Annotated in this window: 23 protein-coding genes and 1 pseudogene; 13 read left to right on the forward strand and 11 right to left on the reverse strand. The window is 67.5% G+C overall.

Annotated elements, in window-relative coordinates; all coding sequences use genetic code 11:
- Nucleotides 1-102: 102 nt before the first annotated feature.
- The gene (locus CKW06_RS02535) at nt 103-1,314 is read left to right on the forward strand and encodes an MFS transporter (RefSeq protein WP_024957108.1); all 1,212 of its coding nucleotides are present in this window, start codon (nt 103-105) and stop codon (nt 1,312-1,314) included.
- On the forward strand, nt 1,311-2,483 hold the full coding sequence (locus tag CKW06_RS02540) for an MFS transporter (RefSeq protein WP_024957107.1): 1,173 nt from the start codon (nt 1,311-1,313) through the stop codon (nt 2,481-2,483). Before CKW06_RS02535 ends, CKW06_RS02540 begins: the two co-directional genes overlap by 4 nt.
- Before the next feature lie 150 nt (nt 2,484-2,633).
- On the opposite strand, the gene CKW06_RS02545 is transcribed toward CKW06_RS02540, so the two are convergent.
- Nucleotides 2,634-4,745 (reverse strand): M13 family metallopeptidase, encoded by a 2,112-nt coding sequence (locus CKW06_RS02545; RefSeq protein ID WP_024957106.1) that lies wholly within the window; start codon nt 4,743-4,745, stop codon nt 2,634-2,636.
- A gap of 176 nt (nt 4,746-4,921) precedes the next feature.
- On the opposite strand from CKW06_RS02545, the pseudogene CKW06_RS02550 reads away from it, so the two are divergent.
- Nucleotides 4,922-7,984: pseudogene (locus CKW06_RS02550) on the forward strand (bifunctional diguanylate cyclase/phosphodiesterase).
- Nucleotides 7,985-8,079: 95 nt separating this feature from the next.
- On the opposite strand, the gene CKW06_RS02555 reads toward CKW06_RS02550, so the two are convergent.
- On the reverse strand, nt 8,080-8,961 hold the full coding sequence (locus CKW06_RS02555; RefSeq protein ID WP_024957105.1) for a LysR family transcriptional regulator: 882 nt from the start codon (nt 8,959-8,961) through the stop codon (nt 8,080-8,082).
- Nucleotides 8,962-9,057: 96 nt separating this feature from the next.
- Between CKW06_RS02555 and CKW06_RS02560 the strand changes: the two genes are divergently transcribed.
- From CKW06_RS02560 to CKW06_RS02570, 3 genes are all read left to right on the forward strand, one after another.
- Nucleotides 9,058-9,468, forward strand: coding sequence for a DoxX family protein (locus CKW06_RS02560; RefSeq protein WP_005407907.1), 411 nt, complete (start codon nt 9,058-9,060; stop codon nt 9,466-9,468).
- A 31-nt stretch (nt 9,469-9,499) separates the two neighbouring features.
- The gene (locus CKW06_RS02565) at nt 9,500-10,288 is read left to right on the forward strand and encodes a dioxygenase family protein (protein ID WP_005407908.1); all 789 of its coding nucleotides are present in this window, start codon (nt 9,500-9,502) and stop codon (nt 10,286-10,288) included.
- Nucleotides 10,289-10,405: 117 nt separating this feature from the next.
- Nucleotides 10,406-12,055 (forward strand): Na+/H+ antiporter, encoded by a 1,650-nt coding sequence (locus CKW06_RS02570; protein WP_005407909.1) that lies wholly within the window; start codon nt 10,406-10,408, stop codon nt 12,053-12,055.
- Between the two features lie 99 nt (nt 12,056-12,154).
- Here the strand turns inward: CKW06_RS02570 and CKW06_RS02575 are convergent, their stop codons facing one another.
- Nucleotides 12,155-12,403: a DUF3297 family protein gene (locus tag CKW06_RS02575; RefSeq protein WP_005415112.1), complete on the reverse strand. Its 249-nt coding sequence runs from the start codon at nt 12,401-12,403 to the stop codon at nt 12,155-12,157.
- Nucleotides 12,404-12,493: 90 nt separating this feature from the next.
- On the opposite strand from CKW06_RS02575, the gene CKW06_RS02580 reads away from it, so the two are divergent.
- Nucleotides 12,494-13,036: a DUF6630 family protein gene (locus tag CKW06_RS02580; protein WP_012479021.1), complete on the forward strand. Its 543-nt coding sequence runs from the start codon at nt 12,494-12,496 to the stop codon at nt 13,034-13,036.
- 219 nt (nt 13,037-13,255) lie between these two features.
- Here the strand turns inward: CKW06_RS02580 and CKW06_RS02585 are convergent, their stop codons facing one another.
- From CKW06_RS02585 to msrB, 5 genes are all read right to left on the reverse strand, one after another.
- The gene (locus tag CKW06_RS02585) at nt 13,256-13,531 is read right to left on the reverse strand and encodes a DUF4031 domain-containing protein (protein WP_005412122.1); all 276 of its coding nucleotides are present in this window, start codon (nt 13,529-13,531) and stop codon (nt 13,256-13,258) included.
- Nucleotides 13,532-13,544: 13 nt separating this feature from the next.
- Entirely contained in the window at nt 13,545-14,033 is a 489-nt protein-coding gene (locus CKW06_RS02590; RefSeq protein ID WP_005407913.1) for a hypothetical protein, read from the reverse strand.
- Nucleotides 14,034-14,131: 98 nt separating this feature from the next.
- Nucleotides 14,132-15,082, reverse strand: a complete 951-nt coding sequence (motB, locus tag CKW06_RS02595; protein ID WP_024957104.1) for a flagellar motor protein MotB — start codon at nt 15,080-15,082, stop codon at nt 14,132-14,134.
- Between the two features lie 3 nt (nt 15,083-15,085).
- Entirely contained in the window at nt 15,086-15,940 is an 855-nt protein-coding gene (motA, locus tag CKW06_RS02600) for a flagellar motor stator protein MotA (protein ID WP_005407915.1), read from the reverse strand.
- A gap of 90 nt (nt 15,941-16,030) precedes the next feature.
- Entirely contained in the window at nt 16,031-16,498 is a 468-nt protein-coding gene (gene msrB / locus CKW06_RS02605) for a peptide-methionine (R)-S-oxide reductase MsrB (RefSeq protein ID WP_005407916.1), read from the reverse strand.
- A 140-nt stretch (nt 16,499-16,638) separates the two neighbouring features.
- Here msrB and CKW06_RS02610 point away from each other — a divergent pair, with 140 nt between their 5' ends.
- Together CKW06_RS02610 and CKW06_RS02615 are read left to right on the forward strand one after the other, a co-directional pair.
- On the forward strand, nt 16,639-17,016 hold the full coding sequence (locus CKW06_RS02610) for a hypothetical protein (protein WP_024957103.1): 378 nt from the start codon (nt 16,639-16,641) through the stop codon (nt 17,014-17,016).
- A gap of 144 nt (nt 17,017-17,160) precedes the next feature.
- Nucleotides 17,161-17,337, forward strand: coding sequence for a hypothetical protein (locus CKW06_RS02615; protein ID WP_024957102.1), 177 nt, complete (start codon nt 17,161-17,163; stop codon nt 17,335-17,337).
- Nucleotides 17,338-17,447: 110 nt separating this feature from the next.
- Here the strand turns inward: CKW06_RS02615 and CKW06_RS02620 are convergent, their stop codons facing one another.
- A complete protein-coding gene (locus CKW06_RS02620; RefSeq protein ID WP_005407919.1) occupies nt 17,448-17,927 on the reverse strand; it encodes a winged helix-turn-helix transcriptional regulator in 480 nt (159 codons plus the stop codon).
- 149 nt (nt 17,928-18,076) lie between these two features.
- On the opposite strand from CKW06_RS02620, the gene CKW06_RS02625 reads away from it, so the two are divergent.
- Both CKW06_RS02625 and alr read left to right on the forward strand, forming a co-directional pair.
- The gene (locus CKW06_RS02625; RefSeq protein ID WP_005412127.1) at nt 18,077-19,381 is read left to right on the forward strand and encodes a D-amino acid dehydrogenase; all 1,305 of its coding nucleotides are present in this window, start codon (nt 18,077-18,079) and stop codon (nt 19,379-19,381) included.
- Nucleotides 19,360-20,427, forward strand: coding sequence for an alanine racemase (alr, locus tag CKW06_RS02630; RefSeq protein ID WP_005412128.1), 1,068 nt, complete (start codon nt 19,360-19,362; stop codon nt 20,425-20,427). The genes CKW06_RS02625 and alr overlap by 22 nt, the downstream gene beginning before the upstream one ends.
- A gap of 186 nt (nt 20,428-20,613) precedes the next feature.
- On the opposite strand, the gene CKW06_RS02635 is transcribed toward alr, so the two are convergent.
- A complete protein-coding gene (locus CKW06_RS02635; RefSeq protein ID WP_024957101.1) occupies nt 20,614-21,177 on the reverse strand; it encodes a DUF3016 domain-containing protein in 564 nt (187 codons plus the stop codon).
- A 244-nt stretch (nt 21,178-21,421) separates the two neighbouring features.
- Between CKW06_RS02635 and CKW06_RS02640 the strand changes: the two genes are divergently transcribed.
- Nucleotides 21,422-23,410 (forward strand): hybrid sensor histidine kinase/response regulator, encoded by a 1,989-nt coding sequence (locus CKW06_RS02640; protein ID WP_005407923.1) that lies wholly within the window; start codon nt 21,422-21,424, stop codon nt 23,408-23,410.
- A gap of 43 nt (nt 23,411-23,453) precedes the next feature.
- On the forward strand, nt 23,454-23,744 hold the full coding sequence (locus tag CKW06_RS02645) for a DUF3247 family protein (RefSeq protein ID WP_024957100.1): 291 nt from the start codon (nt 23,454-23,456) through the stop codon (nt 23,742-23,744).
- Nucleotides 23,745-23,826: 82 nt separating this feature from the next.
- Here CKW06_RS02645 and CKW06_RS02650 read toward each other — a convergent pair whose 3' ends face one another.
- Nucleotides 23,827-24,090: a hypothetical protein gene (locus tag CKW06_RS02650; protein WP_005407925.1), complete on the reverse strand. Its 264-nt coding sequence runs from the start codon at nt 24,088-24,090 to the stop codon at nt 23,827-23,829.
- Between the last annotated feature and the right edge of the window lie 12 nt (nt 24,091-24,102).

The raw sequence follows: 24,102 nt of genomic DNA on the forward strand, positions 1-24,102 counted from the left end.
ATTTACATACGACGCGTATGAATGTAGGCTCTTATTCATACGCTCTGTATGTATTGTCGTGGCGCCGGGAGCGCCAGGCAAGCCGCTGCCCTGGAGATCCTGATGGCCACCCCCTACCGCGACCTGTTCGCTGCCCCTGGCACCGCCGGCCTCGCCCTGGCCGGCCTGCTGGCCCGCCTCCCGCTGCCGATGACCGGCATCGGCATCATCACCCTGCTGTCGCAGCTGCGCGGCAGCTATGCCTTGGCCGGTGCGGTGTCTGCCACCTTCGTGCTGACCTATGCGCTGCTGTCACCGCAGGTATCGCGCTGGGTCGACCGGCGCGGGCAGGGCAGGGTGCTGCCATGGGCTACTGCGGCCAGTGCGGCAGGATTGTTGCTGCTGCTCGCGTGCACGCTGCTGGCTGCGCCAGACTGGGCGCTTTTCGTCGCCGCCATGCTGGCTGGATGCATGCCCAGCGTGTCCGCAATGGTGCGCGCACGCTGGACTGCGATCCATCGCGGTCGCCCGCAGCTGCAGACCGCGTATTCGCTGGAGACCGTGTTCGATGAGGTGACCTTCGTCGTCGGTCCACCGTTGTCAGTGGGGCTGTCGGTGGCGGTATGGCCACAGGCCGGCGTACTGGCGGCCGCCCTGTTGCTGGTGGTCGGCGTCGCCGCATTGGTGCTGCAGCGGGGCACCGAGCCGCCGCTGCAGCAGCACGAAGGTGCAACTCCCTCGGGCTCGCTGCTGCGGCACACGGAGATCCGCCTGCTGGCGTTGCTGATGCTGGCGATGGGCGTGATTGTCGGTACGGTCGACATCACCAGCGTGGCCTTCGCCGAACAGCGGGGGCAGCCGCTTGCCGCCAGCCTGGTGCTGTCGGCCTATGCGCTGGGCAGCTGCGCGGCGGGCCTGCTGTTCGGTGCACTGAAGCTGCAGGCACCGTTGCGGCGCCTGTTGCTGGCCGGCGCAGTGGCCACCGCACTGACCACCCTGCCGCTGCCGTGGGTCGGCAGCCTGCCCGGGCTGGCCGTGGCGGTGCTGCTGGCCGGGGTGTTCTTCGCGCCGACGATGATCGTGGCGATGTCGCTGGTCGAACAACGCGTACCCGAATCGCGCCTGACCGAGGGCATGACTTGGCTGCTGGCCGGATTGAACATCGGCGTGGCGCTGGGCGCGGCGCTGTCCGGGCAGAGCGTCGATGCGGGGGGCGTGCGTAGCGGCTTTGTCGTTGCACTGGTGGCAGGCGGGGGCGTGCTGCTGTTGGCCGTTCTCGCGCGACGTGCCTTGCGCCCGGTTGCCGCATCCACCCCTGAAGGCATCATCCCGTGAGCGCTTCATCGCCTGCGCATGCCGCGCCTGTGCATCGCCATCCGTGGTGGGCGGTTTCCGCGGTTGGCCTCGCCATCTTCTCGGTGGTCACCACCGAAATGCTGCCGGTGGGCCTGCTGACCCCTGTCGCCGAAGATCTCGGCGCGTCCACCGGCTCCGCCGGCCTGATGATCTCGCTGCCGGCCCTGCTGGCGGCAGTGTTCGCACCGCTGGTGGTGATCGCAGCCGGCGGCATCGATCGTCGTCGCATCCTGTGCGTGCTGCTGGGGCTGCTGCTGGTCGCCAACGTTGCTTCGGCGCTGGCACCGGGCATCGGCTGGCTGCTGGCCGCGCGCGTACTGGTGGGGTTCTGCATGGGCGGGATCTGGGCCATCGCTGGTGGGCTGGCAGCACGCCTGGTCCCGGCGCATCGCATCGGCTTGGCCACCTCGATCATCTTCGGGGGCGTGGCCGCAGCATCGGTTCTGGGGGTGCCGCTGGGTGCACTGATCGGCGACGCCCTGGGCTGGCGCTTCGCGTTCGCAGCGATGGCGCTGTTCAGTGCGGCGGTGATGCTGCTGCATCTGTGGGTGGTTCCCGCGTTGCCGGTGGTGGCGTCGGTGCGCCCGGCGCAGTTCGTGCAGCTGCTCGGCCACCGTGGCCTGCAGCGCGGCCTATGCCTGACGCTGCTGCTGGTAGCGGGTCACTTCATTGCGTTCACCTATGTGCGCCCGTTGCTGACCCTGCGATCGGGCGTGGATGCCGCTTGGATCGGCGCGCTGCTGTTCGCCTATGGCATGGCGGGCATCGCGGGCAACTTCATCGCCGGACCACTGGCCGCTCGTCATCCGCGCGGCATGCTGCTGGCGATCTCTTGCGGCCTGCTGCTGACGCCGTTGTTGTTCCTGTGGCTGGGCGGCACACCCTCCGGCGGCATTGTGGTGCTGTTGCTGTGGGGCCTGGCCTATGGCGGCGTGTCGATCGGCCTGATGAGCTGGATGATGAAGGCAGTGCCGCACGCGGTGGAGATCGCCACCGCGCTGTATGTCGGTGTGTTCAACATCGGCATCGCAATGGGCGCGTGGGGCGGTGGACGGCTGCTGGATGGCGTGGGCCTGCATGCGAATCTGTGGGTCGCGGCCGGGCTTGCCATGGTCGCCACGCTGGTGATTGCCACAACGCGCCGGTAGATCCACGCCATGCGTGGATGGCTTGTAGTCCTGTAGACCTGTAGATATGCCGACCAACGTCGGCATCCACCCGAGCGGGGCATTTGCCAACCAAGGTTGGCAGCTACCGGGAAATGAAACGGGCGCCTCGCGGCGCCCGTTCCGGTTACATCACCACACCTTGACCCGCTTGTCCGGGGCCAGGTACAGCTTCTGGCCTTCCTTTACTTCGAACGCCGGATACCAGGCGTCGATGTTGCGCACGGTGAGTGCGCGGAACTGGCCTGGCGCATGCACATCGGTCAGCAGCGAGTTGCGCAGCGCCTGCTCGCGGCTCTTGCTGCGCCACGCCTGGGCGAAGCCGAGGAAGAAGCGCTGGTCCGGGGTGAAGCTTTCCAGGGTCTGGCCCGGCTTGCCCTGCAGCGACAGCTGGTAGGCATCGTAGGCAGTGCCCAGGCCGGCCACGTCGGCGATGTTCTCGCCCAAGGTCAGCTTGCCGTTCACATGCACGCCCGGGAACGGCTCGTAGCTGCTGAACTGCGCGGCCAGCGCATCACCGGCAGCGTTGAACTGCTTCAGGTCCTCGGCGGTCCACCAGTTGTGCAGCTTGCCGGACTCGTCGAACAGCGCGCCGGCGTTGTCGAAGCCGTGGCTGATCTCATGGCCGATCACCGCGCCGATCGCACCATAGTTCACCGCGTCGTCGGCGGCACCGTCGAAGAACGGCGGCTGCAGGATCGCGGCCGGGAACACCAGGCGGTTTTCCAGCGGCACGTTCATCGCATTGATGGTCTGCGGCAGCATCGCCCACTCACTGTGGTCGACCGGCTTGCCCAGCTTGGCGATGTTGCGCTGGTATTCGAACAGCTCGGCGCGCTGTGCGTTGCCGAGCGCGTCATCGCGGCGGATCTCCAGGCCGGTGTAATCACGCCACTTCTCCGGGTAGCCCATCCCCACGGTCAGGCCGGCGACCTTGGCCTTGGCATGCGCCTTGGTCTGCGGCGACATCCACGACAGTGCGTCAATGCGCTTGGCGAAGGCGGCGATGATGTTCTTCGCCATTTCGTCCGCACGCTCCTTGGTCCTGGCGTCGAAGTGCTTCTCGACATAGCGCTTGCCGATGGCCTCGCCGACAGCGTGGTTGGCATCATCCACGGCGCGCTTCCAGCGGTCGCTCTGTTGCGGCGTGCCGCTCAGCGCGGTGCCATGGAAGGCGAAGCGGGCGTCGGCGAACTTCTTCGGCAGGTAGGCGGCGGCTCGGTCCAGCGCGTGGAAGGCCAGGTAGTCCTTCCACACCTCCAGCGGCTCGGTGGCGACCAGCCTGGACAGGCCGGCCACGGCCTTGGGCTGCCACACGATGAAGTCCTGCTGCTCGCCCAGCGCGGCCGCATCAAGGAAGGCGTTCCAGTCCATGCCCGGTGCCTTGGCGTTGAAATCGGCCTGGGTCCACGGATTGGCACCCTTGGTCACGTCGTTGGTTTCTTCCTGGGTGGCATGCGCCTGCGCGATCTTCGTCTCCAGCGCAAGGATGCGCTGTGCCTTGCCGGCCGGGTCGGCCACGCCGGCCAGCTGCAGCATCTGCGCGATGTAGCCCTGGTACTGCTTGCGCAGTTCGGCCATGCGGCCGCCGCCCAGGTAGAAGTCGCGGTCGGGCATGCCCAGGCCGCCCTGCACGAGGTACGGCGCGGTGCGGTCCGGCTGCAGCATGTCGACCGAGACCCACAGGCCGAACAGGCGGTCGGTGTAGAAGTTGGTGGCATTGAGCAGGTCGACGTCGGCGCGCATGTCGCCGCCGAGGGCACGTGCCAGGCCGGCCTTGTCGGCGATGGTCTCGATGGCCTTCAGCTGCGGCTGCACCGGGGCGATGCCGTGCTGCTCGATGCCGGCTTCGTCCATGTAGGCGGCGTAGTAGTCGCCGATCAGCTTGTCGTCACCGCTGGCCTGCGCATTGCCGGCCGCACCCTCGAGGATGGCGCGGGTGTCGGCCAGGGTCTTTTCAGCGATGACGTTGAAGCTGCCGAAGCGCGAACGATCGGCCGGAATCTCGGTGTTCTTCACCCAGGTGCCGTTGGCGAAGCCGAAGAAGTCATCGCCGGCCGCGATGCTGCGGTCCATGCCGCTGGCATCGAAGCCGAAGCTGCCCAGCATCGGCTTGGCGGCAGCGGGTGCAGCCTCGGCGGGCTTGGCGGTGCCAGCGGCCGGATCGGCCGGACGGTCGCAGGCAGCCAGGGACAGGCTGGCAACGATGGCCAGTGCCAGGGTGGGACGGCGCAGCTTGGACATGGACTTCTCTTGCAGCGGAAAACCCCAAGTCTAATCCGCCGCAGCCCGGCTGGCCGTCCCTGTGGCTGGCCGGTCCTGTGCAGGATCTGGCTGAACGCGCCGAAGCGATCTTCACGCCGTCACCGGGGTGGTGCATGCTGGGCCCTGGAGCCCTGCGCGGACACGGGGAGGTGGCCATGCAGGACGGGGTCAGGCGTCAAGAATGGCGTCCGCCGGCCGTTGAGGTCGGGGATGTGGAGGATTCGTTCGCGCATGAAGCCAGCCGACTGCACAAGGAAGATCGACCGATGCCCGCGTTGAAGCGGGCGTTGGCCCGTCCGTTGCGCGCCATCACCTGGGGCGGCGTGCTGCTGGGCCTGTTGCTGGTGGCCGGATTGGCCACCATGCTGGCCAACGACCATCACCGCCGCCTGGAAGCCGCGCAGCGGCAGAGCCGGGCGCTGGCGGTGGGGAGCGAGCGCCTGCTGGCGCTGGAACTGCGCAATCTGGAGCGGGCGATGACCGGCATCGCCGGCGATGCCGGTGAGTTGTTCCGCAGCGTGCCGTCACAGGCCCCGGTACTGCTGGATGCGGCCATCGGTGGCGTGCTGCGCCGCCACGCTGAACTGCACAGCATCGTGGTGCTGGACCGCCACGGGCGCGCGCTGACCGCCGGGCGCGGCGACCTGCAGCTGCCGCTGTGGACCGACCCGCTGCGCCGGGGGCAGGGCAGTGCCCTGTACATCGGCCCGCCGCAGCGGGCCAGCGATGGCGACTGGGTGGTGCCGCTGGCACTGCCGATGGCCGGTGAACGCTGGCTGTTGGCGCGGCTGCGCTGTGGTGAACTGCAGCGCATCGCCGACGGCCTGGATGTTGGTCCCAACGGGCTGGTCTCGATCACCGACGCCGAGGGTTACATGCTGGCGCGCGTGCCCGATCCGCATGGCACGGTCGGTCGCCGCTACGACCTGCCGCGGCGTGACCTGCTCGGCAAGCAGGCGGTGGTCGAGCTCGGCAGCCTGCCCGGCGTGGTCGATGGTGTGCCGCGCATCACGACCATCAGTACGCTCGACCGCAGCCCGCTGGCGGTGCAGATCGGCCTGGCCGATGAGGACGTGCTGGCACCCTGGTGGCCGTACCTGTAGGCATCGGTGGCGATCGTGCTGGCCTACATCGTGGTGCTGCTGGTGCTGCTGTATGCGGTGCGCCGCAGTACCCGCAGCCAGCAGGCGATGGCCGAGGAACTGAAGGCGGGTCATGCCGAGCTGCGTCTGGCCCATCAGGTCGGGCGTGTCTGCACGTGGTACGTGGATGAGGACGCCGCGCTGCTGCGCTGGTCCCCCCTGGCGCGCGAGATCTTCGGCGTGCAGACCGATGCGCTGCCGGTGGCCGACTTCTTCGCTCGCGTGCATCGCGATGATGCCGCGCGCCTGCAGCAGGCTTTCGACCAGGCCTTTGCCGGCGGCGCAGTGCTCGACCAGGTGTTCCGCCTGGTGCTGCCCGGTGGTGAAGTGCGCTGGGTGGGCGCGCGCGGACAGCGGGTGGAGGTGGCCGACAGCGAACGACGCATGATCGGCGCGTTGACCGACCTGAGCGAACGCTACCAGGCGCGCGAGCAGATGAGCGAAGTGGAACGCCGCTTCCGCCTGCTGTTCGACCGCAACCCGGCGCCATTCTGGGTGTTCGACCCGGACACGCTGCGCTTCATCGAGGTCAATGACGCGGCGGTGCGCCAGTACGGCTACAGCCGCGAGGAGTTCCTGGCGATGAGCATCCTCGACATCCGCCCGCGCGAAGGCTGGGACGAGGTGCGTGGTGCCATCCAGCGCGCGCAGGTGGGCGATCCCCCCGACGCAACCGTGCGCCTGCACCGGCGCAAGGACGGCAGTGTGTTCGAGGTGCGCGCACACCTGTCCAAACTCGATTTCGACGGACAGCCCGCGTGCCTGGTGCTGGCCGAGGATGTGAGCGAACGGCTGGCCTACGAGCGCGACCTGGCCTACCAGGCACGGCACAACCCGGCCACCGGCCTGCTCAACGTGCGTGCATTGACCGACCAGCTGGATGAGCAGGGCGAGGGCTATACCATCGCCTTCGTGCAACTGCGCGGACTGCAGCTGGTGGCCGATACGCTGGGCCGTGAGATCGGTGATGCCGTGCTGCAGTCGATGGCGACCCGCCTGGGCGGGTTGGGCGCACGCTGCGGCACGCTGGCGTTCCAGCCGGCGGAGGACTTCGTGTTCGCCATCGGTTCGGAGCACGATACCCAGCGCGTGCTGGACGACCTGCTGCAGATCGTGTCGGCGCCGATGCGTGGCAAGGATTCACTGCACCAGTTCGAGCCGCGCATCGGCGTGGCGGTGCATGTGGCCGGTGACGGCCACAGCGCCGAACAGGTGATCGGCATGGCCGCGCAGGCGGCGCACGCGGCGCGTGCCGAGGGCAACGTGGTGGTCTGGTTCGACGCAGCGGTGACCACGCGGCTGGCCGACCGGTTGCGCCTGGCCGGGCGCATCCATGCGGCCATCGACAACGAGTTCCAGCTGTACTTCCAGCCGATCCGGCATGCCAGCGATGGCAGCCCGGCGGCATTGGAGGCATTGCTGCGCTGGCCGCAGGCCGATGGCAGCTTCATTCCGCCCAACGAGTTCATTCCGTTGTGCGAAGACACCGGGTTGATCCTGGCGTTGGGGCGCTGGGTGATCCGTGCTGCGGCCAAAGCGCAGCGGCGGCTGGTCGATGCCGGTTGGGGCGAGCTGCCGATCGCGGTCAACGTGTCGGCGGTGCAGTTCTTCAACAGTGACCTGGTGGCCGAGTTCACGCGTGCGCAGCAGGACTTCGGCCTGGCCCGTGGTGCGCTGCACGTGGAGCTGACCGAGAGCAGCCTGATGCGCAAGCCGGCGCAGGCGATGCAGACCATGCAGCGCCTGCACGAGCAGGGCATCAGCGTGTCGCTGGATGATTTCGGCACCGGCTATTCCAGCATGTCCTACCTGCAGCATCTGCCGCTGGACATCCTGAAGATCGACCGCAGTTTCGTTGCCGATGTGGAAACCAACCCGCGTAATGCTTCGATCTGCCGCGCGCTGCTGTCGCTGGGCCACAGCATGGGCCTGACCATCATCGCCGAGGGCGTGGAAACGCCGGGGCAGCTGGACTGGCTGGCTGCGCACGGGTGCGACCAGGTGCAGGGTTACCTGCTGGGGCGGCCGGCACCGCTGGAACGGATCATCGACGCGTTGGATGAGGTGGCCGCCTAAGTGGTAGTGCCGGCCGCTGGCCGGCATTCGCCCAGGACCGGGATGTGTCTGATTGCCGGCCAGCGGCCGGCACTACCGGCAAACGCCAGGCTCGGCTACACCCCGGCCTCCACCAGGTGGTCGATGAAACTGCGTACCTTCGGCGCCAGGTGGCTGCGACTGGTATAGACCGCGAAGATGCCGATCGGCGAGGCCTCCCACTCCGGCAGGATGCGTACCAAGCGGCCATCGGCCAGCGCGTCTTCCAGCAGGAAATCCGGCTGCAGGATCACGCCCATGCCAGCAATCGCGGCCTCGCGCAGCACGTCGCCGTTGTTGGCATGCAGCAGGCTGCTTACCGCCACCTTCACTTCACCGCCGGGCCCCTGCAGCGGCCAGTTGTTGCCGGCGGCCCAGTAGCTGTAGCTCAGGCACGCGTGTGCCTGCAGGTCCTGCGGGGTCTGCGGGGTGCCGCGTGCGGCCAGGTACGAGGGCGCGGCGCACAGGCTTACCCGCGATTCGCCCAGGCGGCGTGCGATCAGCGTGGGGCTGGGCTCGCGGGTGATGCGGATGGCCACGTCGTAGCCTTCCTCGACCATGTCCACCAGGCGGTCGGACAGGGCCAGGTCCAGTTCCACCTGCGGGAAGCGTTCGCGGTAGCTGGCCAGCAACGGGCCGAGGCGGGCAATGCCCCAGCTGACCGGCGCGTTGATGCGCAGCGTGCCCGAGGGCTCCAGCGCCTGCGCGCCGATACTGGCTTCCAGCGCGTCGAATTCGGCCAGCAGGCGCACGCACTGGGCGTAGTAGGCCGCGCCGGCACTGGTTGGGCTGACCCGGCGCGTGGTGCGGTGGAGCAGGCGGGTGGACAGGCGCTTTTCCAGCGCCGCGACCTGGCGCGTGACGCCGGCGGTGGACATGTCCAGGGCCTGGGCGGCGGCACTGAAGCCGTTGCGCTCGACCACCGCCACGAACACGCGCATCGCCTCGAGGGCGTCCATTGTTGCGCCTTGTGAAATAAATACGGTCAAACGATCGTATTTATCGGCCAGTGAAGGCGCAATAACCTGTGCCCACTCCCTTCAAGGTGCTTTGCCATGCACACCACGACCGCTCCTGTTTCGCCGCTGGCGCCGTATGGCGCCACCCTGCTGCGCCTGGCTCTGGGCGTGCTGTTCCTGGTCCACGCACTGACCAAGCTGCTGGTTTTCACCCCGGCCGGTACGGCGGCGTTCTTCGAGTCTCTGGGCCTGCCCGGTGTGCTCGGCTACCTCACCATCGGCGTCGAACTGGTGATCACCGTCGCGCTGCTGCTGGGCATCTACGCACGCTGGGTGGGCCTGGTCGGCGTGCCGCTGCTGCTGGGCACCATCGTCACCGTGCACGGCGCCAACGGCTTCGGTTTCGCCAATGCTGGCGGCGGCTGGGAATACCCGGCGTTCTGGGCGCTGGCGCTGGTGGTGCTGTTCCTGCTCGGCGATGGCAAGTGGACCCTGCGTTCGCGCTGATCGCCGCCTGATCCTGCAACTGGAGAATTCCATGTCCCGCCTGCCTTCGCTGTACATCTCCCATGGTTCGCCGATGACTGCCCTGCAGCCGGGCCAGGTTGGCGTGCGCCTGGCCGAGCTGGCGCGCGATCTGCCGACGCCACGCGCCATCGTGATGGCCTCGGCGCACTGGCTGGGCCGGCAGCCGCTGGTCGGTGCGCATCCGCAGCCGCCGACCATCCACGACTTTGGTGGCTTCCCGCGCGCGTTGTTCGAACTGCAGTACCCGGCACCGGGTGATCCGGCACTGGCCGAAGAAGTGGCCGGCCGCATCGCCGCCGCAGGCCTGCCAGTGGCCATCGACCCGCAGCGTGGCCTCGACCACGGCGCGTGGGTACCGCTGCGGCTGTTGCGCCCTCAGGCGGACATCCCGGTGGTGCCGGTGTCGATCCAGCCGCTGCTCGGCCCCGAGCATCAGTTCGCGCTGGGCCGTGCGCTGGCGCCGCTGCGCGAACAGGGCGTGCTGCTGGTCGGCTCCGGAAGCATCACCCACAACCTGCACGACTGGGGCGACTACCAGGACGGCAAGGAAGCGCCGTACGTGCGGCCCTTCATCGAATGGGTGGAGCAGCGCCTGGCCGCCGATGACCGCCAGGCCCTGCTGGATTACCGCCGGCAGGCGCCGTTCGCCGAACGCGCGCACCCGACCGACGAGCACCTGCTGCCGCTGTTCTTTGCAATGGGCGCGGCCGGCGAGGGCGGTTTCGGTGCGCGTCGCATCGATGCCGGCATCGATGCCGGCTTCCTTGCCATGGATCTGTACCGCTTCGACGGGGCATGAGCCGGGGCTGACGCGCGGCGGCCCCGGCCGTCGCGGCCATGGGCGCATGTGGTAGTTTTTTCCGGGTTTCCGGCGCTGGCCTCCAAGCCTCCCCACGCGCCGCTTCCTGGAAGAAGCATGCATACCATTGAAGTCGTCCTGGCGATGCTGGTGGCCGTTGTCGCCAGCGGCTACCTGGTTCGCGTCCTGCCGTTCTCGTTGCCGCTGCCGCTGGTGCAGATCGGCCTGGGTGCGGTCATCGCCGGGGTGTTCAACCGTGGCCACGCGCTGGAGCCGGAAGTGTTCTTCCTGCTGTTCCTGCCGCCACTGCTGTTCCTCGATGGCTGGCGCATTCCCAAGCAGGGCCTGTTCCGCGACAAGGGCGCGATCCTCGAACTGGCGTTCGGCCTGGTGGTGTTCACCGTCATCGGCGCCGGCTTCCTGATCCACTGGTTGATTCCGGTGATGCCGCTGGCGGTGTGCTTCGCGCTGGCGGCCATCGTCTCGCCGACCGACCCGGTGGCGGTGGGCGCGATCGCTTCGAAGGCGCCGATTCCCAAGCGCCTGATGCACATCCTGGAAGGCGAGTCGCTGCTGAACGATGCCTCGGGCCTGGTCTGCTTCCGCTTCGCGGTGGCGGCGGTGATGACCGGCACCTTCTCGCTGGCCACGGCCTCGCTGACCTTCGTGTGGGTGGCGGTGGCGGGATTGGCGGTGGGCGTGGCGGTGACGCTGGGTGTGTCCACCTTCCAGCGCTGGCTGTGGCGCCGCTTTGGCGAGGAGCCCGGCGCGGCGATGCTGGTCAACCTGCTCATTCCGTTCGCGGCCTACCTGCTGGCCGAAGAGATCCATGCCTCGGGTATCCTCGCCGCGGTCGCCGCCGGTATCGCGATGAGCTATGTCGAGCTGACCGGTCGCGTCTCCGGCAGCATGCGCGTGCAGCGCGCCGGGGTCTGGAACATGCTGCAGTTCAGCTTCAACGGCATCATGTTCGTGCTGCTGGGCGAGCAGCTGCCGGGCATCGTCGAACGCGCCACCACCACCATGAACGAGACCGGCCACCAGAGTGCGTGGTGGCTGCTGGTGTATGTGGTGGTGATCAATCTGGCACTGGTCGTGCTGCGCCTGTTGTGGGTGTGGTTGTCGCTGCGCTGGAACCTGCTGCGCGCGCGCCGTCGCGGCCTGGAGCGGGGCGAGGCACCGAACTGGCGCATCGTGGTGGCGACCTCGGTGGCCGGCGTGCGCGGTGCGATCACCCTGGCCGGTGTGTTGACCCTGCCGCTGTTCCTGCCCGACGGCAGTGCGTTCCCGGCGCGTGACCTGGTGATCTTCCTGGCCGCATCGGTGATCCTGTTCTCGCTGCTGGGCGCCAGCATCGCGCTGCCACAGCTGCTGAAGGGCCTGCAGCTTCCGGCTGACTCGGGCGAGCGCAAGGAAGAGGACCTGGCACGCCGGCTGTCGTCGAAGGCCGCGCTGGCCGGGGTCGAGCGCATGCGCCAGCAGCTGGTGATGAACCAGAACACCGAGAACGTGCAGCTGTACAACGACGCCGCCTCGCGGGTGAGCCTGCTCTACCAGCGGCACCTGGAGCGCGACAGTGATGGGCCCGACGTGGACCCGGAGAAGGTACGGCGCATGGAAATGGGCTACCGCCAGCTGCGCAGCGCCGGCCTCAATGCCGAGCGCGAGGAGCTGTTCCGGTTGACCCGGCGCGGGGTGATCTCCGATGAGATCTCGCGGCGCCTGATCCGCAACCTGGACCTGCTGGAATCGCGCAAGCGCGAATGACCCTGTACCCCGGGTGGGTGCGGACCTTGGTCCGCGTTGATCGGGGTCAGATCCCTTTCCGCAGGAAAGGGATCTGACCCCAGGATCCGGGAGCCGTGCTTATTCCGGCTTCTGGTCCAGGAAATACACCTCGACCTTGCCCTTGACCTTGATGGTCATCGGGTTGCCGCGGCGGTCGCGGGCCTTGCCGGCCTGCACGCGGATCCAGCCTTCGCTGACCGAGTATTCCTCGACGTTGTCACGCTCGACGTCGTTGAAACGCACGCCGACGCCGCGCTCCAGCGCCTGCGCATCATGGAAGGGGCTGGCCGGGTTGATCGCCAGGTGGTCGGGAGGGGTATCGCTCATCGCTTCATTCACAGTGACGGCCACCAAGGCCGGCTTCAGCGGCACAGGATAAACCGTAGAATGCCGGCCTGCCCCAGAGGAGGTTCCGCCATGCCCGACAACAGCGACTATTTCGACTTCGAGGAAGACATCCACGACTTCGACGAAGATGGCTTCGAGGCACGGGTCTGGAACCTGCTGGTGCTGATCAACCCGGGCGACGAGGAACTGGCCCTGCAGCAGTTCAACCGCTGGCGCGAACACCTGGCCGAGGACGGGCAGCCGCTGGAAGCGGACAGCGACTGGCTGCCGGCCCTGTTCACGGCCATCGCCTGGCAGTCCGGTTTCGAGGTCGAGCGTGATGATCTGGAATCGCTGCAGTCGGCAGTGAACGAGCTGTCGGCGCGCTTCAACCTGCAGCTGGACTGGGGCGGCGACCTGGATGACGAGGACTTCGCCGAAGGCCTGGACGGCGTGCAGCTGATGTCCACCGCCTTCGACCGCCTGCGCGAGCACAACTACACGCTGTGGAGCGTGGATGCCGGCAGCGACGGCTTCACCGGCGTGATGGCGCTGACCCGCGACGACGACGCAATGCTGGCGCTGTGCTCGCTGCTGAACGTGGAAATCCGCCTGGGCAGCGACCCGTTCTGAGCGATGGGCCGATCCGCCCGGCACGACCCGGCGGGGACGATCTGCTGGGCGCGGCCTGACGGGTTGATCCGCTGGAGACGACCCGACGGGGTAGCGTCGACTGTTAGTCGACTGCTCTCCCATCCGGCCGCGAGAACCCCGCGCTGCGCGCGATAGTCGACTGACAGTCGACTCTACCCGGTCGGTGCCGGTTGGTGTCCGGCGAACCCGCGACGTGGCCTACGGCCGGTACTGCGCCCTGGCGTTGGCAATCACCGTTTTGACCAGTTCACGGTCGGTGTGCCGTGAGATCGCCCGCGCACCGAGCGCGATCGCCTGTGCGCGCAGCTCGGAAGTGACATCGTAGTGGGCACCGCTGGCCTTGTTCTGGAAGGCCCGCGGGGGAATGCCGAGCTGCGCCGCCATCGCGTGCAGCTCGGCCAGGGTGTCGGCCATCAGGTGCGCCCAGCGCTGTCCGCGCCAGGGATGCACCGCGTCATCGACGTAGACCGTCACCGCCGCGGCCGGTTCAGGCCTGCGGCTTGCTGTCGCTGTCAGCGGCCGGAGCGGCCTCGGCAGCGGCTTCTTCGGCCACGTCGCCCTCGGCGGCTTCGCCTTCCTCGCCTTCAGCAGCGTCGACGCCTTCGAACTCGGCAACCAGCTTGTCCAGGTACTCGTCGGCGGTCTGCTCGGATTCGGCCGCCAGGGTGTCCAGCAGCTTCTGCAGCAGTTCGGAGTACTCCAGGTTGACCTTGCGGCCTTCCTTTTCCTGCACGTTGGCCAGGTGCTTGAGCATGGCCAGCATCGGCACCGGGTTCTCGGCATTGCCCATGGTCTGGCCGCCGATGGCCAGCAGCCACTCACGGCCCTGCAGGCCGATGGCCGCTACCACCTGGCCGTCTTCGTTGGTCAGCACGGCATGGTTCTGCACCTGCTGCTGGGCATTCAGGCGGAGGAACGGGCGCTTGGCCTGCTGCTTCTTGCGCTTGTCGCGCTTGGCCTTGGAGTTCTGGGACATGGGGGTGAAATCACCTGGAAACGGAAAGACCGCCATTGTACCGGCCGCACGCAGGCGGGGTCAGATCCCTTTCCATGGAAAAGGGATCTGACCCCGGCTCAACGTGCCACGGGCGCGGCCTCACCTTGCGCGGCCTGCACGTCCGGGTCGGCGGTGGGCGCCGACAGCCCCACCTGCGGGCCGGCACCGGCCAGGGCGGCCTCCTCGGCGGCCTTGGTCATCACCACGATGCTGATGCGGCGGTTGATCGGGTTCTGCGGGTCGGTCTTGTCGAACAGCACCGACGAGGACAGGCCGACCACACGGGTGATCTTGCTGTCCTCCAGGCCGCCGTCCACCAGTGCGCGCCGTGCGGCGTTGGCACGATCGGCGCTCAGTTCCCAGTTGCCATAGCCGCGTGCGGCCGAATAGGCGGTGATGTCGGTGTGGCCGGTCAGGCTGATCCGGTTCGGCACATGGTTCAGGTACTCGGCCAGTTCGTGCAGGATCTGCTGCGTGTACGGCTTCAGCGTGGCGCTGCCAAGGTCGAACATGGGCCGGTTCTGCTTGTCCACGATCTGGATGCGCAGGCCTTCCGGGGTCAGGTCCAGCAGCAGCTGGTCCTTGAATGGCTCCAGCGCCTGGCTCCTGCTGATCGCCTCCTGCAGTTCCTTCATCAGCGCTTCCAGCTGCTGCTTGTCGCGCTGCTGCTGGTCCACCGGCTGCGGCACGGCCTCCTTCTGGTTCTGGAAGGGATCGTTGCTGTTGCCGCGCGAGATGTCGGTGGCACCGCCCAGCTTGATCATCGAGGTGCTGGCGCCGCCCGGGCCGGCCATGCCGGGCGCCGGCGTGGCGTTCTGCCCACTCAGCGGGCTGGGGTTGCGGAAGTACTCGGAAATGGCCGCACGGTCGTTCTTGTTGGTGGTGGCCATCAGCCACAGCACCAGGAAGAACGCCATCATCGCGGTCACGAAGTCGGCGTAGGCCACCTTCCACGAGCCGCCGTGGTGGGCGGCGTGGCCGGCCTTCTTGACCCGGCGGACGATGACGGTGGGCTTGTTCTCGGCCATGGCTTACTTGACCGTCTTCAGGTGCTGCTCGAAATCGGAGAAGGCCGGGCGCACGTTCGACGGCAGCGTCTTGCGGGCAAACTCCAGCGCGATCTTCGGGTTGTAGCCGCGCAGGCAGGCCAGCAGGGCGGTCTTGACCGATTCGTAGATGCGGCTGTCCTGTTCGGCGCGGGCTTCCATCGCCGCCGCCATCGGGCCGACGAAGCCGTAGCCCAGCAGGATGCCGAGGAAGGTACCGACCAGCGCACCGGCCACATGGCCGCCCACTTCGACGATGTCGCCGCCGATCGAACCCATGGTGATGACGATGCCCAGCACCGCCGCCACGATGCCGAAACCGGGCAATCCGTCGGCGACCTTGGTCAACACCTGCGACGGCGCCATGGCTTCGGCATGGTGCTTTTCCAGCTCCAGTTCCAGCAGCGGTTCCAGCTCGTGCGGCTCGATGTTGCTGCCGATCATCAGGCGCAGGCAGTCGGTGATGAAGTCGATCAGGTGATGGTCGGCCTGCACCTTGGGGTAGTTGCCGAACAAGGCGCTCTCGGCTGGGCGCTCGACATGGTCTTCCAGTGCCATGAAGCCTTCGCGGCGCGCCTTGTTGAGCAGTTCATAGAGCAGGCTGAGCACATCGATGTAGTCCTGCTGCTTGTAGCGCGGGCCCTTGAACACGCCCACCATGGCCTGCAGGGTCTGCTTGACGGTCTTGGCCGGGGTACCGACCAGGAAGGCGCCGAGCGCGGCGCCGCCGATGATGACCAGCTCGTAGGGTTGCCAGAGGGCACCCAGGCGGCCGTGGGCACCGAGGTAGCCCCCGATCACGCTGATGATGACGACCAGGAATCCAACGATGATGAGCATGGGGCGACGCAAGGAGAGGGGATATCTCCTTGTCGGCCCGTCGCCCGGTTTTCTGAAGAGGGAATTCTGTGAAATCGGTCAGCGGGTATTTCAGCCCGCCATGCCGGCCTCGGCACCGCCACGCTGCAGTGGATCGGGCCACGGCTCACCATTGCCAGTGAATGAAAGTGAGACGGAATTCAGGCAGTGACGCTCGTAGGTGGGCGGCGGACCGTCCGGGAATACGTGGCCGAGGTGGCTGCCGCAGCGCGCACAGGTGATCTCGGTGCGGACCATGCCGTGGCTGGTATCGCGGATCTCGCGCACGTGCGCTGGGTCGAACGGAGCGAAGAAGCTGGGCCAGCCAGTACCGGAATCGAACTTGGTGCTGGAGCGGAACAGCGGCAGCGCGCACAGGCGGCAGCAATAGACGCCCTCGCGCTTGTTGTCGAGGAATACCCCGCAGAACGGCGCCTCGGTGCCGTGCTGCAGCAGCACGCGGCGTTCCTCGCTGCTGAGACCGGCAACCAGCGCCTCGGTCTGGGTGGCAGTGGGGGGCGTCAGATCGAAGGCGGTCATGGCGGCGCTCCGTGGGGTCGATGGCCTGGGGGTGCCGGAAAACGTGGGGGTGCTGGCGCCCGCTTGCAAGTGTGATGGCCGTTCATGGGCGGCACACAGGCGCTGGCGCATGGTGAATGCGAACCACGCCGGAGCGTGCCATGAAATCGACCCTTTCCCTGCTGTTGATGGCCCTGCTGCCCTTGGTCGCGCAGGCCCAGGTACCGACATCGTCGAGCCCGACCGCCACCCGTAGTGCGACCACCGTGGCACCGCAGCCGGCGGTGCCGCCACCACAGGCCGCGCGCCCGCAGCCGCAGGTACTGCCCTCGCCACAGCCGACGCAGCCGATCAAGTCCACCGGTCCGGCCCAGGTCGCGCCGGCGCCGGTCCCGAAGCCTGCCGACAAGGTCTATGACCGCAATGGCCGCATCGTTCCCGGGGTGCGCCCGGCCGGCCCGAACCGCGTGTTCGACTCGCGCACCGGCCGCTATTACGACAGCGTGCCGGCCGGCGATGGCCAGCAGATCAAGCGCTGACCTCCAATGCCAATCCAGGTGGGCAGCGGCTGCGGGCTGTGCGCGCTGAACGCACGAAAACAACCTGCCGCAGATCACTGCTTTTTCGCCTGCGATTAACCGTTCCGGGACCAACGTGGCCGTGCGCCGGCATTTCGCCGCCGCATGTCCTTTGTCCACTGGATCGCGATCATGAAAAACCAGCAGAACCGTCATCCCGGCAAGGAACCGCAGGGCCGCAACCCGCAGCAGCAACAGCAACAGCAGATGGACTCGCAGCAGCCGCACAAGGGCGGCAAGCAGCAGGAACAGCGCTCGCAGAAACATCCACAGCAGCGTTGACTGTCACCATGGTCGGGGGTCAGAGCCCGCTGCGCGGGATCCGACCCCTTGCCGAATCCTGACCGGGGTCGGATCCCGCAACGCGGGCTCTGACCCCGATCGCAACTGCCTCAATCGGGAATCGGCAAGCTCAGCGTTTCCTTCACTTCTTCCATCACGATGTAGCTTTTCGACTCGCGCACGTGCGGCAGTGTCAGCAACGTGCTGCCGAGCAGCTTGCGGTAGGAGGCCATTTCGCTGATCCGCGCTTTCAGCAGGTAATCGAAGTCGCCCGACACCAGATGGCACTCCAGCACGTTGGGCAGCTTCAGCGCCGCGCGCCGGAACTCCTCGAAAATGTCGCCGGACTTGTAGGCCAGGCTGATTTCCACGAACACCAGCAGGCTGGCCTTCACTGCGGCCGGGTCGAGGTGAGCGTGGTAGCCGGTGATCACCCCTTCGCGCTCCAACCGGCGCACGCGCTCCGTGCACGGCGTGGTCGACAGGCCGACCCGCTCGCCCAGTTCGGTGAAGGAAATACGGCCCTCGGCCTGCAGGATGCGCAGGATCTTGCGGTCGATCTTGTCCAGTTCGCGGGTACGGGTGGCCATGGTCGTCAACCTTGGGGAATGAATTGCAGGAGAACATCCTGCCGGTTGATTTCAAAACAGGCAAATCAACTGGGAATGGCTGTCTATACTTCCCCAATTATGGTCCCTGTGCGCTCCAGTGCAGGGAATGATCGGGTTGGAGAAGTCCCATGCGAGTCCTAGTTCTCGGCAGCGGCGTGATTGGTACCACCAGTGCCTGGTACCTGCGACAGGCCGGGTTTGAAGTCACGGTCATCGACCGCCAACCCGGCCCGGCGCTGGAAACCAGCTTCGCCAATGCCGGCCAGCTGTCATTCGGCTACACCTCGCCGTGGGCGGCCCCGGGCGTGCCGAAGAAGGCCATCGGCTGGCTGTTCGAGAAGCACGCGCCGCTGGCGATCAAACCGGGCATGGACCTGGCCCAGTACCGCTGGCTGTGGCAGATGCTGCGCAACTGCACCCACGAGCGTTATGCGATCAACAAGGCGCGCATGGTGCGCATGTCCGAGTACAGCCGCGACTGCCTGAACGAGCTGCGCGCGCAGATCGGCATCGAATTCGAAGGCCGCGACCTGGGCACCACCCAGCTGTTCCGCACCCAGCAGCAGCTGGATGCCTCGGCGCAGGACATCGAGATCCTGGCCCAGTACGGCGTGCCGTACGAGGTGCTGGACCGCGCCGGCATCATCCAGGCCGAACCGGCCCTGGCGCATGTCGATGGCCTGGTCGGTGCGCTGCGCCTGCCGCGTGACCAGACCGGCGACTGCCAGCTGTTCACCCGTCGCCTGGCGCAGATGTGCGTGGATGCTGGTGTCGAGTTCCGCTTCGACCAGGACATCACCGGCCTGGAGTTCGATGGCGACCGCATCACCGGCGTGCGCATCGACGGCAAGCTGGAAACCGCCGACCGCTTCGTGGTCGCGCTCGGCAGCTATTCGCCGGCGCTGGTCGCACCGCTGGGCATGCGCCTGCCGGTGTACCCGCTGAAGGGCTATTCGCTGACCCTGCCGATCACCGACCCGGCGATGGCGCCGACCTCGACCATCCTCGACGAGAGCTACAAGGTGGCGGTCACCCGCTTCGACGACCGCATCCGCGTCGGTGGCATGGCCGAAGTGGCCGGCTTCGACCTGTCGCTGTCGCAGCGACGCCGCGAGACCCTGGAGCTGGTGGTCAGCGACCTCTACCCGAAGGGCGGCGACCTGTCGCGCGCGCAGTTCTGGACCGGCCTGCGCCCGGCCACGCCGGACGGTACGCCGGTGATCGGCGCCACGCCGTTCCGCAACCTGTACCTCAACACCGGCCACGGCACCCTGGGCTGGACCATGGCCTGCGGCTCGGGCCGCTACCTGGCTGACCTGATGAGCGCGCGCCAGCCGCAGATCAGCACCGAAGGCCTGGATATTTTCCGCTACGGCCAGTACGGTCACGCGCCGCAACAAGAGAACCGCACATGCGTCCTGCCCGCGCGCTGATCGATCTGGGCGCCCTGCGCAGCAACTACCGGCTCGCCCGTGAACTGGGCGGTGGCAAGGCCCTGGCGATCATCAAGGCCGATGCCTATGGGCATGGCGCGGTGCGCTGTGCGCAGGCGCTGGAAGGCGAGGCCGATGGCTTCGGCGTGGCCACCATCGAAGAGGCGCTGGAACTGCGCCAGGCCGGCATCCGTGCGCCGATCCTGCTGCTGGAAGGCATCTTCGAACCCAGCGACATGGCGCTGGTGGCCGAGCATGATTTCTGGTTCGCCGTGGGTTCACCGTGGCAGCTGGAGGCCGTCGCCGCCTTCGACAGCCCGCGCCCGTTGACGGTGTGGCTGAAGCTGGACAGCGGCATGCATCGCCTCGGCCTGGACGTGGACAGCTTCCGCGCGGCGCACGCGCGCCTGTCAGCGCTGCCGCAGGTCGAGCGCATCGTGCTGATGACCCACCTGGCGCGCGCCGACGAGTTGGACAGCGAACGCACCCACGAACAGGCGGCGACCTTCGCGCGCGCCATCGACGGCCTGCATGGCGAGACCAGCGTGTGCAATTCGCCGGCGCTGCTGGGCTGGCCGGACGTGCGCAGCGACTGGGTGCGCCCGGGCCTGATGCTGTATGGCGCGAACCCGCTGCCGGACGACACCACGCTGACCGAGCGCCTGCGCCCGGTGATGACGATGCAGTCGAAGGTGATCGCCGAACGCTGGATCGAAGCGGGTGAGCCGGTGGGTTATGGCGCGCGCTTCGTGGCCAAGGCGCGCACCCGCGTGGGTGTGGTTGCACTGGGCTATGCCGACGGTTATCCGCAGTTCGCCCCGAATGGCACGCCGGTATTGATCGATGGCCAGCCCGGCGCACTGATCGGGCGCGTGTCGATGGACATGCTGACGGTGGACCTGACGGCGCATCCGCAGGCCGCGGTGGGCAGCGTGGTGGAACTGTGGGGCAGTGCGCCGACGTTGGCGGAACTGGCGCCGCGCTGCGGCGTGAGCGCGTACCAGCTGCCGTGCGCGGTCAAGCGCGTGGCGAAGGTATACGTGTAGCGCCGAGCCCACGCTCGGCTTCGGTGGCGGCCGACCTCGGTCGGCGCTCTGTAATGCGTGTCGACCAAGGTCGACACCTACCGGGGGGCCTGGCGCGCAGCGGTTGCCATGCGCGGCTTCGGTGGCGGCCGACCTTGGTCGGCGCCATGAATGCGTGTCGACCAAGGTCGACACCTGCCGGGGGGCCTAGCGCGCAGCGGTGGCTTGGCTGGCGAGCTGGCGCTTCACCCAGTCATCAATCAGGCGCTTCTCGTAGCGCAGCGGATCGCTGTTGGTCAGCAACCCACTGCCCTGCAGGTAGCCGGAGTCGCTCAGGCGGGCGTCGCCTTCGCTCACAATACGGCCGTCGGCGTCCTTCAACGTGTAGTGCAGGGTGATGCGGGGCGGGTAGATATCGCGCATCACGCGGATGTCGCGCGCACGCGGGCCGTGCCACGGCTCGTAGTCACCGGCACGCTTGATGTCCACCAGGGTGACATCGAGGGTCTGCCCAGGCTGCAGCGGCTTGGCAGCGGTGGTCTGCAGGTAGCGGGCCAGCTGCTGTACCCAGTCACCGCGTTCGGCCTCGAAGCGGTTGGTGCTCTGGCGGATCTCGGTGAACGTGGCCGGATCCTCCCATTTCACGCTGACCGGGCCATTGGCCTGCAACGCACGCGGCGCGTCCGTACCGGTTACGTTGCGCGCTGCAGCGTTGGCGCCGCTCACCACCAGGGCGCCTGCCAGCAGGGCAATCACGAGTGCGCGTTTCATGACGGTCTCCTGCGTCCCCGCGCTGGGGACGATGTTGATCACGGATCGAGTGTGATCCTGTGGCCGGGTCACTGCAATGGCCGGCTGCGGCGTATGCAAGGGGGGTTACCGCCAATTCATCGTCGTCAACCCTGACTGACGGCGCTTGACGCTGTGAATACGCTCTCTGGAACATGCTGTGTCTCCAATCCGGCCCGTCCAGACGCCCTTGTCCACACTGCCGCCCCTAGTGGAGCGCCCACCGATGATGGTGCCGGCGCCCGAACCCGACCTGCATCATGGCGTGCTTGAGCGCATCAACGCCGGTTTCTGCGTGATCCAGGTGCTGTTCGAAGGCGACCGCGCGGTGGACTATCGTTTCATCGAGGTCAACGACGCCTTCGAGCGCCATACCGGCCTGAAGGACGCACGCGGTCAGCGCATGAGTGCGTTGGAACCGAACCACGAGGAAGACTGGTTCCGCATCTACGGTGAAGTGGCCCGCAGTGGTCGCCCCGCCCAGTTCGAGATGGAAGCGCGCGCCTTGGGCCGCTCGTTCGCGGTTGATGCGGTGCGCGTTGGTCGTCCGGGCGAAGACAAGGTCGGCATCCTGTTCTTCGACATCACCGCGCGCAAGCAGATGGAAGTGGAGCTGGGCGAAAGCGAAGCCCGCTTCAGCGCACTGGCCGATGGCCTGCCGATGCCGGTATGGGTGCTCGACGAGCGCGGCCACGCCCGCTTCGTCAACAGCGCCTTCAGCGAGTTTTTCGGTGGCGACGAAACGCGCGTTCCGGAAGATGTCTGGCGCGGCCTGGTACATCCAGACGATGCGTCCGTATTCGAGTACGAGCTGCAGGAAGCACTGAAGGCGCAGCGTTCGATGCATGCGCTGGTACGTGCGCGGCGCGCCGACGGCCAGTGGCGCTGGCTGGAGATGAACGCGCGCCCGCGCTTCTCGCGCATGGGCCGCTTCATCGGCCTGGCTGGCAGCAGCCCGGACGTGACCGAGCGCCGCGAGATCGAACTGGCACGCGAGGAACTGCTGCAGTCCGAACGCGCCGCGCGCAGCGCCGCCGAGAACATGGCGCGGCTGAAGGACGAGTTCCTGGCCACGCTGTCGCACGAGCTGCGCACGCCGCTGACCACCATCCTCGGTTGGAGCGAGCTGCTGCTGCAGCGCGTGGACAACACCAGCCCGCTGTACAAGGGCCTGAACGTGATCGCCAACAGCGCCGGTGCGCAGAAGCGGCTGATCTCGGACATGCTCGACCTCAGCAGCATGCTGCTGGGCAAGGTACAGCTGGAGGTGGAAGTGCTGGACCTGCGCACGCTGCTTGGCGAAGCCATCGGCGCGCAGGAACTGGTGGCCGAAGGCAAGGCGCTGGACGTGCACCTGCAGCTGCCCGAGCAGCCCAGCCTGGTATTGGGCGATGCCACGCGCCTGCAGCAGGTGTTCTGGAACCTGCTCTCGAATGCGATCAAGTTCACCCCGGCCGAGGGCCGCATCGACGTTCAGCTGCAGGCCGACGGCACCCACTGGGTGATTACGGTGCGCGATACCGGCGATGGCATCGCACCGGAGTTCCTCAACCACCTGTTCAGCCGCTTCCGCCAGGCCGATGGCACCACCACGCGCCGCCATGGCGGCCTCGGCCTGGGCCTGGCGATCGTGCAGCAGCTGGTCGAACTGCACGGCGGCACCGTCGCCGCCGCCAGCGAAGGCCATGGCCACGGCGCCACGTTCACCGTGCGCCTGCCCCAGCACCTGCCGGATGCCGAGCGCCGGCCGCTGCGCGAAGTCATCAGCGGGCCGATCCTGGAGCCGGTGATCGTCGAACCGTATCCGCTGCGGGGCATGCATGTGCTGGCGGTGGAAGACCAGCCGGAGGTGCTGGAGTACCTGCGGCGCATGCTGGAAGAGCAGGGCGCCAGCGTGTCGGCGGCCAGCTCGGCCGGCGAGGCACTGGCACTGCTGGCCGACACCGGCCATCTGCAGTACCACGTGATGCTGACCGACATCGGCATGCCGGGCATGGATGGCTATGGGCTGGTGCGAACCTTGCGCGAGGACATGGGCGTGGACGCGGCAACCTTGCCTGCGGTGGCGGTGACTGCACTGGCGCGTGCCGATGACCGCCGCCGCGCGCTGGCGTCGGGCTTCCAGGAGCATGTCGCCAAGCCGTACTCGGTGGCGCAGCTGGTGGCTGCCGTACGCAAGGTGCAGGTGCCGCGCGCGGACAGCGCGCTGCACTGAACATTCACGGCCGATCGGCGACCCTGCAATCAGGAGGTCGCCGATGTCCCGTATAGCTCCACGTATCCACACCGATCCGGCGCAGATCGCGCGCCTGGAAGCCCTGCTGCCGCAGCTGGATGGCGAAACGCAGGTGGAACTGATTCTGCACGATGGCCGCCGCCTGCTCGGCACGGTGGCCGTGAGGCCAACCGTGCAGCAATACCGCAACGTCGCTGGTGATGAAGGCAGCAACGGCCAGCTGCGCCTGGATGACTACGACACGCCGGTGCAGCAGCACCATGTGTGGCTGGATGAAATCGCCAGCATCCGCAGGTTGCCGCCGAGGGTTTGACGGCAACCTGCCGGGCCCATCCCCGCTTGGCGTGGATCTACCAGAGGTTGCAGTAGAGCCACGCCATGCGTGGCTGCTGCGCTCAGTGCTCGAACAGGGTCGGCGTCGCCTCGAACCGGCGTGCATACGCCCGCTCCTCCGCAACCCTCGCCACCTCGTCATCGGCCAGGTCCGGCGCGCCATACACCGCATAGGCCACGCTGCCGTCGGCACCATGACCGACCTGGTGCAGCCGGTAGCGCGAGTGGCCGCCGCCGGTGTCCTCGGGGTAATGCACGGGCGGATGGCTGCCTTCCAGGTCCATTTCACTGTTGTCGACCACGCCACCGACGAACAAGGCTCGCATGCAGGTTCTCCT

The organism is Stenotrophomonas maltophilia, from assembly GCF_900186865.1.
Lineage (GTDB): Bacteria > Pseudomonadota > Gammaproteobacteria > Xanthomonadales > Xanthomonadaceae > Stenotrophomonas > Stenotrophomonas maltophilia.

Coding starts and splice junctions, on each gene's coding strand:
- CKW06_RS02535 (WP_024957108.1), top strand. CDS start 103: ATGGCCACCCCCTACCGCGACCTGTTCGCTGCCCCTGGCACCGCCGGC.
- CKW06_RS02545 (WP_024957106.1), bottom strand. CDS start 4,745: ATGTCCAAGCTGCGCCGTCCCACCCTGGCACTGGCCATCGTTGCCAGC.
- CKW06_RS02555 (WP_024957105.1), bottom strand. CDS start 8,961: ATGGACGCCCTCGAGGCGATGCGCGTGTTCGTGGCGGTGGTCGAGCGC.
- CKW06_RS02560 (WP_005407907.1), top strand. CDS start 9,058: ATGCACACCACGACCGCTCCTGTTTCGCCGCTGGCGCCGTATGGCGCC.
- CKW06_RS02565 (WP_005407908.1), top strand. CDS start 9,500: ATGTCCCGCCTGCCTTCGCTGTACATCTCCCATGGTTCGCCGATGACT.
- CKW06_RS02570 (WP_005407909.1), top strand. CDS start 10,406: ATGCATACCATTGAAGTCGTCCTGGCGATGCTGGTGGCCGTTGTCGCC.
- CKW06_RS02575 (WP_005415112.1), bottom strand. CDS start 12,403: ATGAGCGATACCCCTCCCGACCACCTGGCGATCAACCCGGCCAGCCCC.
- CKW06_RS02580 (WP_012479021.1), top strand. CDS start 12,494: ATGCCCGACAACAGCGACTATTTCGACTTCGAGGAAGACATCCACGAC.
- CKW06_RS02590 (WP_005407913.1), bottom strand. CDS start 14,033: ATGTCCCAGAACTCCAAGGCCAAGCGCGACAAGCGCAAGAAGCAGCAG.
- motB (WP_024957104.1), bottom strand. CDS start 15,082: ATGGCCGAGAACAAGCCCACCGTCATCGTCCGCCGGGTCAAGAAGGCC.
- motA (WP_005407915.1), bottom strand. CDS start 15,940: ATGCTCATCATCGTTGGATTCCTGGTCGTCATCATCAGCGTGATCGGG.
- msrB (WP_005407916.1), bottom strand. CDS start 16,498: ATGACCGCCTTCGATCTGACGCCCCCCACTGCCACCCAGACCGAGGCG.
- CKW06_RS02610 (WP_024957103.1), top strand. CDS start 16,639: ATGAAATCGACCCTTTCCCTGCTGTTGATGGCCCTGCTGCCCTTGGTC.
- CKW06_RS02615 (WP_024957102.1), top strand. CDS start 17,161: ATGTCCTTTGTCCACTGGATCGCGATCATGAAAAACCAGCAGAACCGT.
- CKW06_RS02620 (WP_005407919.1), bottom strand. CDS start 17,927: ATGGCCACCCGTACCCGCGAACTGGACAAGATCGACCGCAAGATCCTG.
- CKW06_RS02625 (WP_005412127.1), top strand. CDS start 18,077: ATGCGAGTCCTAGTTCTCGGCAGCGGCGTGATTGGTACCACCAGTGCC.
- alr (WP_005412128.1), top strand. CDS start 19,360: ATGCGTCCTGCCCGCGCGCTGATCGATCTGGGCGCCCTGCGCAGCAAC.
- CKW06_RS02635 (WP_024957101.1), bottom strand. CDS start 21,177: ATGAAACGCGCACTCGTGATTGCCCTGCTGGCAGGCGCCCTGGTGGTG.
- CKW06_RS02640 (WP_005407923.1), top strand. CDS start 21,422: ATGATGGTGCCGGCGCCCGAACCCGACCTGCATCATGGCGTGCTTGAG.
- CKW06_RS02645 (WP_024957100.1), top strand. CDS start 23,454: ATGTCCCGTATAGCTCCACGTATCCACACCGATCCGGCGCAGATCGCG.
- CKW06_RS02650 (WP_005407925.1), bottom strand. CDS start 24,090: ATGCGAGCCTTGTTCGTCGGTGGCGTGGTCGACAACAGTGAAATGGAC.